Source organism: Asticcacaulis excentricus, from assembly GCF_003966695.1.
Lineage (GTDB): Bacteria > Pseudomonadota > Alphaproteobacteria > Caulobacterales > Caulobacteraceae > Asticcacaulis > Asticcacaulis excentricus_A.
The window spans coordinates 1,787,146-1,799,771 of sequence record NZ_AP018827.1 but is presented as its reverse complement, the minus strand read 5'-3'; the positions used below and the strand labels follow the sequence as shown (position 1 = coordinate 1,799,771).

Here is a 12,626-nt window from a genome sequence, read left to right as displayed (position 1 = left end):
GCGAGGGGGAGATACTGATGACCGAGAAAAAACCCGGCTGGTTTTCGCGCCTGACGCAGGGCCTGTCGAAGACCTCTCAGCAACTGACCGAGCAGGTGACGAGCGTCTTCGTCGCCAACAAGACGCTGGACGCCGCCGCCATCGAGGCGCTGGAGGACATGCTGATCGAAAGCGATTTCGGTCCGCATATTGCCGCCTCTATTGCCGGCAAGATGGCCGCCAAAAAATTCGCTTCGACCGATGACCATGCCGTCAAGGAGGCCTTGGCCGAAGCCATCGCCGAGGAACTGAAAGGTCGCGAAGACAGCTTCGACCCGCTGTCGGGCCCCAAGCCCTATATCGTGCTGTTTGTCGGGGTGAACGGATCGGGCAAGACGACGACTCTGGGCAAGATCGCCGCCTCCCTGACGGCCAAGGGCGCGAAGGTGCTGATCGTAGCGGGGGACACCTTCCGCGCCGCCGCCGTCGAGCAACTCAAGGTGTGGGCCGAACGCGCCAAGGCTGACTTTATGGGTCGCAAGACCGGGGCCGATGCGGCGGGTCTGGCCTATGACGCCACGGTGCGCGCCAAAGAAGAGGGCTATGATGTTGTGCTGATCGACACGGCCGGTCGCCTTCAGAACAAGCAGCAACTGATGGACGAGTTGTTGAAGATCGTCCGCGTCATCAAGAAGGTCGATCCGGACGCCCCGCACGAGACGCTTCTGGTGCTCGATGCCACGGTCGGCCGCAATGCCCTCAGTCAGGAACAGATTTTCGGGCGTCAGGCCTTTGTGTCGGGCCTTGTCATGACCAAGCTGGACGGTACGGCGCGCGGCGGCATTCTTGTGCCCATCGCCAAGGCCTCTGATGCGCCCATCAAGCTGATCGGGGTGGGTGAAGATATCGATGACCTGCAACCGTTCCGCGCCAGTGCCTTCGCCCGCTCGATGGTCGGGCTTGAGCCCCTCGGAGAGTAAAATGACCGCCCCCAAGGAAGACCCGCGTATCGAAATCACCGAGGCTCAGGCCGAGGCCCTGCCCGAAGCCATTGTGCCTGACGCCCCGGAACCGGCGGCGACCAACTGGACCAAGACGGCCATCGACTTCGGGCCCGTGGTTGGGTTCGGCATCAGCTTCTTTATCTTCCGTGCGCTGAAGATCGGCGGCACGGACGCCACCGCACCGATGATCTGGGCGACGGGTGTGCTGGTCGCCTTGTCAATTATCGCCTTTGTGGCCGCACTGATTATCGAAAAGCGCGTGGCGTGGATTCCGTTGGTGGCAACCCTGTTCGCCATTCCGATGGGGCTGATGACCATTTTCTTCCACGATCCGATCTTCATCAAGGTCAAGGTGACCGTCGTGTTTGCGTTGATCGGCAGCATTCTGGGTATCGCTGCGCTGATGAAGAAGTATCCGCTTAAGAGCATGGTGGGTGAAGCGCTTAAGCTGAAAGAGAGCGCGTGGCCCAAGCTGACGTGGATGTGGGTGGGCTTCTACATTGTGATGGCCATCGCCAACGAGATCGTCTGGCGTACACAGTCGGATGATGTTTGGGTGGTGTGGAAGATGGCCTCTGCGTTTGGCGGGCCCGTACTTTTTACGCTTCTTCTGATGCCCTTCCTGATGAAGAACATGTTGCCGGAAACGAACCCGTCCGCCTCCTGAAGACACTCCGTCAGTATGCGGATGGATTTGTCGTAATTCTGTTGTATAGTGATGCTTAGATAGCGTCGTTCAGCATGGGGACGGCGCATGAAGAAGCATAAGCGTAATCATTTCGAGGGTTCGGACTTGCTGGAAAATTCGCCGTCGCATCTTCTGCATCGGGTGCTGCAAATCGCCCTGGATATCTATACCGAAGAAACCGGCGACAGCGCCCTGACCCAGCGGCAGTACGCCCTACTTCTGGCGGCGGACACGGCGGAAGGGCTGACCCAGACCGATTTGGTCAAGGCCACCGGCATCGACCGCTCAACGCTTGCCGATATGGTGGCGCGACTGATCGCCAAGGGGCTTCTGGCCCGTGAACGCTCAGTTACCGATGCGCGCGCCAATCTGGTTCGTTTGTCCGACGAAGGGCGCGCCGCTCTCAACGAGATCCGCCCCAAGGTCGAGGCGGCGGATGAGCGCATCCTGTCGTTGCTGTCCCCCCCCAAGCGCGACAGCTTCCTCAAGCTGCTGCGCCGTATCGCCGCTGTCCGCGAAGAGGATGTTGAAGACGCGCCGCGCAAGGTGAAGGGCGAGAAGAAGGCCGACAAGAAAAAGAAGGGCAAGAAGGCCGGCAAAAAGCATAAGGCGCCTCTGCCCTTTCCAGCGCTGAACGAGGGCGTTGCGGCGGAAAAGCAGGACGCCTGATCATACCTCCCATCACGCACAGGTGGTGAAGGATATAGAGTCTTTATATTCGGATATTCAGCAGACTGCCCGGACGCAGCATCCGCAGGTCTTCGGGCTTGGTGCCCTGAGCGATCTCGGCGGCCTTGAAGGTGGCGGGCGTGACGCCGGCCGGTTTCGGCGCAGGCTGATCAACAGACGCCGCCTGACCTGTGGCTTGACGGAAAAAGGCCTTCTGCGCCGACAGGGCGTCATTGAAACGCGCAGCGGTATCGGTCGCCGGTTTCTGGGCCGCGGCCGGGGTGGCGGCGCGACCAAGAAGCATCTGGGACAGGGAAGGCGGTATCGTGCTCATACCGCCTTTATGCAGTGATTCAGGTATTTAAATGGTTAACGCCTGATTACTGAGCCGGTGAGGCTTCAGCCTCGAAGACGACCCGGCTCTTGCTGCTGTCGTTTTCGTCGCCGCGCGTAATGATCAGCTTACCGCCCTGCACGGGGAGAGTCACCTTACCATCTTTATCCTGCGTCATGAAGTCACCGCGTACCCAGTCTCCGTTCCACGAAAGCCAGTTGAGCCAGGTGCCGTTCTTGCGCCACTTCCCCACTTTCAACTGCAGAACGAAATCCTTGTCGATAGGGAAATCGCCGTCTTCGATATCCATAGGCCCAAAGCGCGTATATTGCGGATTGCCGTAAATGGTTTGAACCGAATAGGAGGTGGGCACGATGCCGGATGTATTGGCGTTAAGCCAAGGTTCGCCTTCGACGGCGGCCTGGGGACGCAGGTAGCAATTGGCATAGCGGAAGGGGACTTTTTGTTCATTGAAAATGCACAGCATGTCTGCCGTGCCGGTGGCCATGTAGCCGTTGCGCATCGGATAGGTGCCTGAATAGAAGCCCAGGGTTCCCGCTTTGGCAAACACCTTCATCTCCTTGGAAAACAACGGCTTGATGCTGAAGTCCGATTTCACGCGGAAGGTCTTTTTATAGGTATAGGGAATCGTCAGGATGATGTCCTTGTGCGTCACATCGCCTGTTTTCCACGTCGCGGGTTTGTCCGGTATCGAGCGGATCATCGGTGTCGCCCAGTAGGGGATGGCCCCGTCGGCGGGTAATCCACTCACATAGGCAATGCGGCCATCCGGCAAGGTGATCTTCTCGAAACCTTCGATCAGAGGCGGCAATTCACCTTCACCCGAAAAGGCAACGGCCTGACGCCCGTCGGGCAGGCGCAGGAATTCCAGTTTAAGTACCTTTTCGGTGTTTTCCGGTTCCTTTTCCGGAGCGGTTTTGTCCGCAGAGGCCGGATGGGCGGCCTGAGCCTGTACAGACCCGTTCAGGCACAGGCCAAGGGCCAGGGCCAGAAAGCCGATACGCATCGTCGAAATCATGGAAATCTCCCCCAAAGCAGACCGCTTTTGTGCCATATGCGGGGGAAGGCTTCAATATCAGCGTGAGGCCTTTACACTTTCAGCTTGGGGCGCACGCGGCTTAGGCCGCCATCCACGCCCAGCACCTGCCCGGTGATCCAGTCGTTTTGCGGGTCGAGCAGGAAGGCGATGGCGCGGGCGACGTCTTCGGGTTTCCCCAGTCGCCCCAGAGCGTGCATGGACTCAGACACGCGGCGACCGGCGTCTGATCCGACCAGCCCCGCCGTCAGCGGCGTTTCGACCAGACCGGGCGCAATGGCATTGATGCGAAGATTTTGTCCCGCATAGGAGGCGGCGGCTGAGCGCGTCAGGCCAATGACCCCGGCCTTGGCCGCAGCAATGGCTTCGTGGTTGGCCAGCCCTTCCAGAGCGGCGGCTGACGACAGCAACACCACCGAACCGCCTTCGGTCATGTGCCGGGCGGCGGAACGCACCGTGGCAAAGGCCGTGGTGAGTGAGGCGGTGATGGTGGCATCATACTGGCTGCGGCTGGTCAGGCCTGCGGATTTCAGCAGCAGCGACCCGGCCAGATTGACCACCCCGTCCAGCTTGCCCACCTTTGCAAATACGGCGTCCACGGCGTCGAAATCCGCCGCATCCACGATATGATCGGGGGTGATCGTGCGGTCGCTGCGGGCGGTGGTGATCACCTCGTGCCCGCCCTGCCGCAGATGTTGTACAAGGCTTTGTCCGATGCCGGACCCTGCTGCAATGATCAGATAACGCGCCATAGCCGAACTCCTGTTTCCGCCTTTTACGGCGGACAGGCGGCCTCAGACCAGTCGCTTGCGCAGCGCCGCAGAGGTCAGGTCGATAAGCACCACGGCGGCAACGATAATCAGGGCGATGGCCGACACGCGGGCGTAGTTGAAGCTGTCAATATTCTGGAACAGGGCATAACCGATACCGCCCGCGCCAATCAAACCGAGCACTGTGGCTGAGCGAACACTCGACTCAAATCGGTAAAGCGCGAAAGACGTCCATAAGGGGGCAACTTGCGGAATAACTCCCCAAACGATTTCGTGAAGCCGCGTACCACCCGTAGCGCGGACCCCTTCGATAGGCGGCTGATCGACGGCCTCAACCGCCTCAGAGAACAGCTTGGCCAGTACGCCGGTATTATGCACGGCCAGAGCCAATACCCCCGCTAGCGGTCCTAAACCTACGGCGACAAGGAAGGCTGTACCGAGCACCACCTCATTTACGGCGCGCAAAAGGTCCATGAGGCGTCGTGTCGGAAATCGTATCCATGCGGGCACGACGTTATTGGAACATAACAAACTGAAGGGTATCGCCAATCCTACAGAAATCAGTGTACCCCAGATAGCCACCTGAATGGTTATCCACATCTGCTGGATGTAGTAGGTGACAGTATTTGCATCCGAAAAATCAGGATGAAGGTAGTCGTTTAAATAGGCACGCGTGTTCTGCCATTTTTGCAAAAGCAAGGGCAGGTCACCCATCTGCGCGCCCTTGAAACTGAGCGCCAGCAACAGGCCAAAGCCCAACCACAACCCCCAGTTCACAAGCTTTTCGGGTAGGGAGGCGCGCGGCGGCTGAAGCGCGTCGGGCGAAGAGGGATGAACCATTATTGCGCGCCGGGTCGTGCGCCGGGCGCAGAGTCGGGCAGGGCCTGCGGGGCAGCCTGACGCGCAGCCGCTTCGCGCGAAATGGCTTTCAGCTCGGCCTCGGCCTTGCGGATGGCGGCCGCATCCCCGGCGTTTTGCGCCTTGATCAGCGCTTCGGCAGCTTCCATTTCGCGCACGGGCAAAAGGTGGGTATCGTCCGCCGGTTTGAACACGCCAAAGATCAGATTGTTCAGTATCTTGAGCTGACGCTGGCCTTCGGCGTCAGTGCCGGTGCCGTAGGACAGGAAGAAGGAGCGTATCTTTTCCTTGGTCGCCGGATCGAGGTCCTTGCGATAGATGATCGGGTCTTCCGGCAGGGTGGGGGACGTCCAGATGATCTTGATCTGTTTCAGTTTTTCCGGAGAGACCTGCGCCATGCGCTCCAGCGAGGCATTGTTGTTGGTGGCCGCGTCAATCATGCCATTGGCCACGGCCTGGAAATTGGCCTCGTGGCTGCCCGTGCGCACCGTCTTAAAGCACTTGGCCGGATCGACCTTGTGCGGCAGGAAGAAGTAGGTCATCGGCGCCAGCGTGCCGGAGGTCGATTTGACATCGCCCAGGCCAAAGGTGCGTTTACCATCGCATTTCAGCAGGTCTTCGGCGGTCAGAGGGGAATCGGCGCGCGCAATGATGACGCTCTGATAGCCATCGACGCCGGACGGGTCAGACGAGCGCGCAAACACTTCGCCATCGGCGCGGCGCACGGCCTCAAGGCCGGAGGCGTTGGAAAACCAGCCGACTTGCACCTGATTGAAGCGCATAGCCTCGATCAGGGCCGTGTAGTTGGAGCCGAAGAAGGGCTTCACCTTAAGCCCGGTCTGCTTTTCCATGTCGGCCAGAAACGGCCGCCACAGGGGCTCCTGATTCTGCGCGTTTTCGGTGGACAGGATGGAGAAGCTGATTTCCGTCCGCGGACCTTTGGTCTGATCGACCTTACCGCAGCCCGAGGTCAGGAAGGGCAGGGCGAGGGCCGAAGCCGACAAACCTCTCAGCATAGCCTTGCGCGACAGGGTCATGACGGGTCTCTCCAATAGGCCTGCTCGATCTCAGGGCCATAGATTTCGCTCAGGCGGTCCGCACTCAGGCCGTCGGCGGGACCGTCATATACGATCTTGCCGTCCTTGAGGGCCAGAATACGGTCGCAATATTTCATAGCATAGTCCACCTGATGCAAGGTGACGATGACGCCGACGCCACGGTCTTCGTTAAGATGCACCAGAAGCTCCATCACCTTGCGCGCCGTCACCGGATCCAGCGAGGCGACGGGCTCATCGGCCAGAAGGAGGCGCGCATCCTGCACAATGGCGCGGGCAATCGCGCCGCGTTGCTGCTGACCGCCGGACAGGGTCCTCGCGCGCTGCGACGCCTTGTCGGCTATGCCCACCGTATCGAGCGCCTGCATGACGCGCTGCTTTTCTTCGGCGGTCCACAGGCCGAACAGGCCGCGCAAAGGCGGAATGCGCCCCAGAAGCCCTAGCGCCGCATTGGTAAACAGGCTGAGCCGTCCGACCAGATTGAACGACTGCGCCACCATTCCGAGATCGGCGCGCGCGGCGCGCACCTCAGCCCCCAGGCGGCCATCGGCCTGCACCGTGCGGCCCATAACCGTGACGGGACCGGAGCCTTCGTCGCCAATGATCAGGCCGGACAGGCTGCGCAACAGGGTGGACTTGCCCGACCCCGACGGGCCGATCAGGCCGATGCGCTGCGGGCGATCCATGGTGAAGGAGATACTATCCAGTGCCTTGAAGCGACGCGCCGGTGCCGCACCCTGCGCCTTGAGCGCAAAGCTTTTCGACAGCGACTGAACGTCAACAAGGCTCGGCATATGCGCTCACGGGGCAACCCCGTCCCCCCTGCGCCGACACCTGAACGCAGTGCGGCGTTAACAAAGATGAACGCCGGAGTCTTGCCGAAGTTTGAGCGCTTTGGCAACCATCGCCTTTGCCGCGCGCAAAAGGTCGCAGCGCTTACGCCGCCAGTTGCATCACCTGATGCTGGGTAAAGCGGAAGTCGTTGAGCATATGAACCCCGAAGGAGTCCTCCCCGACCCAGATCACGCGCGCATCCACCTCGGCATCCACCAGACGGACCACCACGGTGTCGCCGGGCTTAAGCCCCGGTGTGACGCCGATACGTGCCCCGGTTTCGCTGATGTCATAGAGGCGCAGATTGCGCACCGTGCGGCCTGCCACCTCTATATCCACCGTCTCGGTCGAGGCGTAACGCGCGGCTACCCGTTTATCGACCAGCTCATCCAGAAGCGACGCCAGTTCGGTTTGCATATCGCGCGAAGCCCCCGCCATGTCCTGAGAAATGGCCTGCATGTCGTCGGCGGTGCGTTCCGTCCGGCGCGTGGCTTCGGGCAGCAGGTTGATGATGCGTTCGGCCTCGCGATTGCCCAGCGCGGCGCGCTCCAGATTGTGACGGATATTGTCAGCGGCCTGGCTCTGGGTCTTTACGGCATCAGCGACCGTGCGCGACGTCTGGGCCACCGACGCGATAATGCCGGTGACTTCTGACACAGAGCCGACCATGCTTTCGGCCGCCAGACGCACATCATTGATCTGGGCTTCGATTTCAGCGGTCGCGCGGCCCGTCTGATTGGCCAGCGATTTGACCTCTCCGGCCACGACCGCAAAGCCTTTGCCCGCATCGCCCGCGCGGGCCGCTTCGATGGTGGCGTTGAGTGCCAGCAGATTGGTCTGGGCGGCGATGTCCTGAATGAGGCGTGACACCTCACCGATGCGTTCGACAGCCTGCGTCAGGGCCTGCGCCATATCGCGCGAACGCTCCAGTTCTCCGGCCACGCGATCGGTCATTTCCGCGCTTTCGCCGGTGCGACGCGCGATCTCGCCAAAGCTCTGGCTCACCTCGGCCATACTGGCCGACACGCTGTCCACGTCGCGCGCTGACGCGCTCAGCCGCTCGATGGCTGCCGTCAGTTCCTCACGCGTTTTTTTGGCGGTCTGACTGAATTCACCGGTGGAATCGCCGACCGATGAGGACAGGGTCTGTACGGCATCCATGACGTCGGTGATGGCATTGCGGATACGTCCCGAAAGGGTATTAATTCGGTCTTTTTCTTTGATGATCAGTTCATTACGTTTCACATCATTGGCCGCGTCGGCGATTTTTTCGATGGTGCGGCGGCGGAAGAATTCCAGTGCGCGCCCGACCTGACCGATTTCATCCTTGCGCGTGGCTTCGGGCAGATTGGCATTCAGGTCCCTGTCCGCCAGATGGCGGATGTTCTGATCCAGCCCGTTAATGGCTTTCAGGATCGAATGGGCCAGCCCCAGCGCCATAAACACCGCCAGCAAAGCCGCCACCACGGTGACGGCCAGCAGGGCATAGAGGGTTGTAGAGAAGCCGCTGATCCGTTTCTGCAAAAGTCGATTCAACTCATTGGCTGAGGCTTGCCACAGGGCATCGCTTGCCTTGGCATAGGCGGTTTTGGCGCGGGTGAGTGACGTCAGATCGACGCCTGTCGCATGGCCCTGCGTCTGGATTTGGTGTGCCAGCGTCAGGGCTTCGGCTTCCAAAGCCTGCGCAGAGGCGTGGTAGGCGTCGCGCTCGGTCTTGAGCGTGGACAACAGACTACCGTTGGCGGCAATCGCTTTGTCGAGCGAGGTGATCTGGCCCTGCCAGGCGGCGCTGAACTGCCCCACGCCCACGACAAGGCTGGTCGTTTCCTCGGTGCTCAGGCTGGCCTTGGCCTGATAGGCTGCCATGTCATGCAGGACGGCAGAGATACGATTTAAGGCATCCGGCGCTTTGAAGGCCACGGAGTCCATCACGTAATAGCTGTCGATATCCGGATCGAGCGTCAGGTTGGAACGGTCGCTGAGGACGGTGAGCAGCGCCAGTGCCCCTTCGGCGTCCGGTGCTTTGGACAGGGCCTCGGCCTCGCTGGCCGCCAATGCCTTCAGGGCGGGGGCCTGCGGGTCAAGGGCCGGAACAGGCTCCGAACCGCCGGAAAGCTGCGCGGTCGTGGCGTTCAGAACGGGCCACACGGCGCGCATGGCTTCGACGCCTTGAATTTCCTTGCGCCCGAAATTGATGTCCTTCAGCGATTGCTGCACGAACAGATAGCTCATGAGCACAATCGGCACCAGAAAGACCCCGGTCATGATGATGAGCTTGCTGCGAATGCTAAGGGCGGTGAAAGACATGGCGTAATCCGGGCAGGGTGACTTATCGCAAAAGAACAGTGTTTTGGTTTCGGTTTCCTTAATGCCGCCAAGGGGCTCCCAAGTTTAAAACGGGACCAATTGTCACAAAAAACGCCTTTACAGTCAGGCGAAAATACCCGATATAGCCCGCTTCCGGCGGACCCCGACACATAGGTCGGCGCCCTGGGGCCCCAAGAGGTCGTTTCTCGAAGGGCTGGGCGTCGTTGAAACGCTGCTAACGCCGGTCTGGGTTTAACTTAACTTTACGGGGTATTGGCAGTGGCACACTTCCAATCGGCCCTGGACCTGGTCCGCGAGCAGTCACCGGAAAAGCCCGTCGCCCTTGTGCGACGTGAGCCTGTTTCCGTCGCAGCGCAATGGTTCCAGCGCCACTTCAATGGCGATGTTTTCTACGCGGTCAAGGCGAACCCTTCGTCGTGGGTGATTGAAACCCTGCTCGACGCCGGGATCGGTTCGTTTGACGTGGCCTCGATCAATGAAGTCAAGCTGGTGCGCGGCCTTGCGCCTGAGGCGCGTCTGGCCTTCATGCACCCGGTCAAATCGCGCCGCGCCATCGCCGAAGCCTATTCCGATTTCGGCGTAAAGACCTTCAGCCTCGATACCCACGAAGAATTGCAGAAGATCCTCGACGCCACGGGCGGCGCGAAGGACCTCAATCTGATCGTGCGTCTGGCCACGTCGGGCGAAGGCTCGAACCTGCCCCTGACCAACAAGTTCGGCGCCCAGCCCTATGAGGCCCCGGCGCTGTTGCTGGCCGCGCGTCAGGCGACGCAAGACCGCATGGGCGTCTCCTTCCATGTGGGTTCGCAATGTATGCGCCCGACGGCCTATGCGGCGGCCATGTCGGCGGCGTCGCGCGCGCTGGTCCGCGCCGGCGTGCTGGCGGATATTGTCGATGTCGGTGGGGGTTTCCCCTCGGTCTATCCGGGCATGGTGCCGCCGTCGCTGCCAGAATATATGGACGTCATCCATCGCGCCTTTGATGAAATGAAGGTGCATGAGGCGACAGAACTGTGGGCTGAGCCCGGCCGTTCGCTGGTGGCCGAATCGACCTCGATCTTGGCCCGCGTTGAGTTGCGCAAGGGCGACGCCCTTTATCTGAACGACGGGGCCTACGGCAACCTGTTCGACGCCACCCACGCCAAGTGGCCCTTCCCGGTGCGCCTGCACCGTGCGGAAGATGGGGATGAGCAACCGGAACTGAAGCCCTTCCGCTTCTACGGTCCGACCTGCGACTCCATCGACCACATGCCGGGGCCGTTCTGGCTGCCCGCCGATGTGGAAGAAGGCGATTACGTCGAAATCGGTATGCTGGGGGCCTATGGGGTCGCTATGACCACCGGGTTCAATGGCTATGGTCAGACCGAAACCGTCTTCCTCGACGACGCGCCGATGGCCTCGCTGTTCGGTCTGGGCCCGCGCTCGCTGAACGTGCCGCGCAGCCTTTTCGATAGCGTCGAAGAGAACAAGGTCGTGCGCCTCAACCGCCCCAAGGGTGGCAAGCGTGGCAAGAAGCGCAGCAAGTAGGGATTGTCCGAAAACCTTGATTTGCCAAGGCGGCCCCTATGCCCTATAGGGGCCGCGAGTTTTTTCAGCTTCTCTCCCCATCGCTCCGTCTGGGGGACAAAGAGTGCATGACGGGCGTCCACCTTCTTATCTCCAAAAGGACCAAGAGATGAACGCAACTACCCCCCAATCCAACCAAAAGGCCGCCCTGCTCCAGAACACTGTGGAGCACGTCGATATCACCTCTTACGATGCGCGCCCGATCATCGACTCGATGCGCAAGATGAGCTTCTCAAGCCGTGATACCGCCCGCGCCGCCGACATCTTCAACATGGCGCTGGAAGACAAGGACTGCTCGCCGTGGCTGATCCTCGCCGGTTCGACCTCGGCCGGTGGCTGTATGCACGTCTATCGCGACATGGTGAAGTTCGGCATGATCGACGCCGTGGTCGCCACCGGTGCCTCGATTGTCGATATGGACTTCTTCGAAGCGCTCGGCTTCAAGCACTATCAGGCCGCCGGTCAGGTGGACGATAACGTGCTGCGCGACAACTATATCGACCGCATTTACGATACCTATATCGACGAAGAAGAGCTTCAGGCCTGCGACCACACCATCCTTGAGATCGCAAACCGCCTTGAACCGCGCGGCTATTCCTCGCGCGAATTCATCTGGGAAATGGGCAAGTGGCTGTCGGAAGGCAATGCCAAGAAGGAAGGCTCGCTGATCCAGACCGCCTATGAGCAGGGCGTGCCGATCTTCTGCCCGGCCTTTGTGGACTCGTCCGCCGGTTTCGGCCTCGTCAAACACCAGAAGGAACGCGCGGCCGCGGGTAAGCCCTATCTGATGCTCGACGCCATTGCCGACTTCCGCGAACTGACCGACATCAAGATCGCGGCCGGCACCACCGGCTTGTTCATGGTTGGCGGCGGTGTGCCGAAGAACTTTGCGCAGGACACGGTTGTCTGCGCGGAAATCCTTGGCGTCGAAGCCGACATGCACAAGTACGCGGTGCAGATCACCGTCGCCGACGTGCGTGACGGTGCCTGCTCGTCCTCGACGCTGAAGGAAGCCGCCTCGTGGGGCAAGGTTTCGACCACCTACGAACAGATGGTCTTTGCCGAAGCCACGACGGTTGTGCCGCTGATCGGTTCGGACGCCTACCACCGTGGCGCGTGGAAGTCGCGCGAGAAGCGCAACTGGGCCAAGCTGTTTGCTTAAACCCTGAGTAAATGACGCCGATTTTTGAGAATAAGTCTTGATAATCGTTTGCTTAACGGTATCAAAATGCCATTAACCAAAGATCGGCGTCAGAGATCGCGATTTTTTTTTACTCAGCCTCTTCCCTTTTTCAAAATAGTAGCTATTTAGGCTTTAACGACGGTGACACACGTAATTGAGTCGCTGTCATAAGTTCGTCGCCGGGATCATCCCCCCCCCCCTCGAATCCGGCGGCATGCGCGGCCCTCTCTGCCCCCCAGAGAGGGCCGTTGTTATTTCGGCACTTGTGATGGGGCAGATCGGGATTTTTTCTGAATTTGCG

Annotated in this window: 12 protein-coding genes; 5 read left to right on the top strand and 7 right to left on the bottom strand. The window is 60.4% G+C overall.

Annotation, left to right across the window (positions count from 1 at the left end; all coding sequences use genetic code 11):
• Positions 1-17: 17 nt before the first annotated feature.
• The 3 genes from ftsY (at position 18) to EM6_RS08370 (ending at position 2,340) form a co-directional block, all read left to right on the top strand.
• A complete protein-coding gene (ftsY, locus tag EM6_RS08380; protein ID WP_126421862.1) occupies positions 18-959 on the top strand; it encodes a signal recognition particle-docking protein FtsY in 942 nt (313 codons plus the stop codon).
• A gap of 1 nt (position 960) precedes the next feature.
• Positions 961-1,650: an inner membrane-spanning protein YciB gene (locus tag EM6_RS08375; protein WP_126421860.1), complete on the top strand. Its 690-nt coding sequence runs from the start codon at positions 961-963 to the stop codon at positions 1,648-1,650.
• Between the two features lie 87 nt (positions 1,651-1,737).
• Positions 1,738-2,340, top strand: coding sequence for a MarR family winged helix-turn-helix transcriptional regulator (locus tag EM6_RS08370; RefSeq protein ID WP_126421858.1), 603 nt, complete (start codon positions 1,738-1,740; stop codon positions 2,338-2,340).
• A gap of 43 nt (positions 2,341-2,383) precedes the next feature.
• On the opposite strand, the gene EM6_RS08365 is transcribed toward EM6_RS08370, so the two are convergent.
• The 7 genes from EM6_RS08365 to EM6_RS08335 form a co-directional block, all read right to left on the bottom strand.
• Positions 2,384-2,674, bottom strand: coding sequence for a hypothetical protein (locus EM6_RS08365; protein ID WP_126421856.1), 291 nt, complete (start codon positions 2,672-2,674; stop codon positions 2,384-2,386).
• A 46-nt stretch (positions 2,675-2,720) separates the two neighbouring features.
• The gene (locus tag EM6_RS08360; RefSeq protein ID WP_126421854.1) at positions 2,721-3,713 is read right to left on the bottom strand and encodes a hypothetical protein; all 993 of its coding nucleotides are present in this window, start codon (positions 3,711-3,713) and stop codon (positions 2,721-2,723) included.
• 71 nt (positions 3,714-3,784) lie between these two features.
• Positions 3,785-4,483, bottom strand: coding sequence for an SDR family oxidoreductase (locus tag EM6_RS08355; protein WP_126421852.1), 699 nt, complete (start codon positions 4,481-4,483; stop codon positions 3,785-3,787).
• Positions 4,484-4,525: 42 nt separating this feature from the next.
• Complete coding sequence (phnE, locus tag EM6_RS08350) at positions 4,526-5,341, bottom strand: phosphonate ABC transporter, permease protein PhnE (protein ID WP_126421850.1); 816 nt, start codon at positions 5,339-5,341, stop codon at positions 4,526-4,528.
• Positions 5,341-6,396, bottom strand: coding sequence for a phosphate/phosphite/phosphonate ABC transporter substrate-binding protein (phnD, locus tag EM6_RS08345; RefSeq protein WP_126421848.1), 1,056 nt, complete (start codon positions 6,394-6,396; stop codon positions 5,341-5,343). Before phnD ends, phnE begins: the two co-directional genes overlap by 1 nt.
• On the bottom strand, positions 6,393-7,208 hold the full coding sequence (locus EM6_RS08340; RefSeq protein WP_126421846.1) for a phosphonate ABC transporter ATP-binding protein: 816 nt from the start codon (positions 7,206-7,208) through the stop codon (positions 6,393-6,395). Before EM6_RS08340 ends, phnD begins: the two co-directional genes overlap by 4 nt.
• 142 nt (positions 7,209-7,350) lie before the next feature.
• On the bottom strand, positions 7,351-9,555 hold the full coding sequence (locus tag EM6_RS08335) for a methyl-accepting chemotaxis protein (protein WP_126421844.1): 2,205 nt from the start codon (positions 9,553-9,555) through the stop codon (positions 7,351-7,353).
• Positions 9,556-9,834: 279 nt separating this feature from the next.
• Between EM6_RS08335 and EM6_RS08330 the strand changes: the two genes are divergently transcribed.
• Together EM6_RS08330 and EM6_RS08325 are read left to right on the top strand one after the other, a co-directional pair.
• A complete protein-coding gene (locus EM6_RS08330) occupies positions 9,835-11,103 on the top strand; it encodes a type III PLP-dependent enzyme (RefSeq protein WP_126421842.1) in 1,269 nt (422 codons plus the stop codon).
• Between the two features lie 148 nt (positions 11,104-11,251).
• Positions 11,252-12,304, top strand: coding sequence for a 1,9-bis(guanidino)-5-aza-nonane synthase (locus EM6_RS08325; protein WP_126421840.1), 1,053 nt, complete (start codon positions 11,252-11,254; stop codon positions 12,302-12,304).
• Positions 12,305-12,626: the final 322 nt, after the last annotated feature.

Bases quoted from the DNA above. Each gene is read 5' to 3' on its own strand.
- ftsY (WP_126421862.1), top strand. From the start codon at position 18: ATGACCGAGAAAAAACCCGGCTGGTTTTCGCGCCTGACGCAGGGCCTG.
- EM6_RS08375 (WP_126421860.1), top strand. From the start codon at position 961: ATGACCGCCCCCAAGGAAGACCCGCGTATCGAAATCACCGAGGCTCAG.
- EM6_RS08370 (WP_126421858.1), top strand. From the start codon at position 1,738: ATGAAGAAGCATAAGCGTAATCATTTCGAGGGTTCGGACTTGCTGGAA.
- EM6_RS08365 (WP_126421856.1), bottom strand. From the start codon at position 2,674: ATGAGCACGATACCGCCTTCCCTGTCCCAGATGCTTCTTGGTCGCGCC.
- EM6_RS08360 (WP_126421854.1), bottom strand. From the start codon at position 3,713: ATGATTTCGACGATGCGTATCGGCTTTCTGGCCCTGGCCCTTGGCCTG.
- EM6_RS08355 (WP_126421852.1), bottom strand. From the start codon at position 4,483: ATGGCGCGTTATCTGATCATTGCAGCAGGGTCCGGCATCGGACAAAGC.
- phnE (WP_126421850.1), bottom strand. From the start codon at position 5,341: ATGGTTCATCCCTCTTCGCCCGACGCGCTTCAGCCGCCGCGCGCCTCC.
- phnD (WP_126421848.1), bottom strand. From the start codon at position 6,396: ATGACCCTGTCGCGCAAGGCTATGCTGAGAGGTTTGTCGGCTTCGGCC.
- EM6_RS08340 (WP_126421846.1), bottom strand. From the start codon at position 7,208: ATGCCGAGCCTTGTTGACGTTCAGTCGCTGTCGAAAAGCTTTGCGCTC.
- EM6_RS08335 (WP_126421844.1), bottom strand. From the start codon at position 9,555: ATGTCTTTCACCGCCCTTAGCATTCGCAGCAAGCTCATCATCATGACC.
- EM6_RS08325 (WP_126421840.1), top strand. From the start codon at position 11,252: ATGAACGCAACTACCCCCCAATCCAACCAAAAGGCCGCCCTGCTCCAG.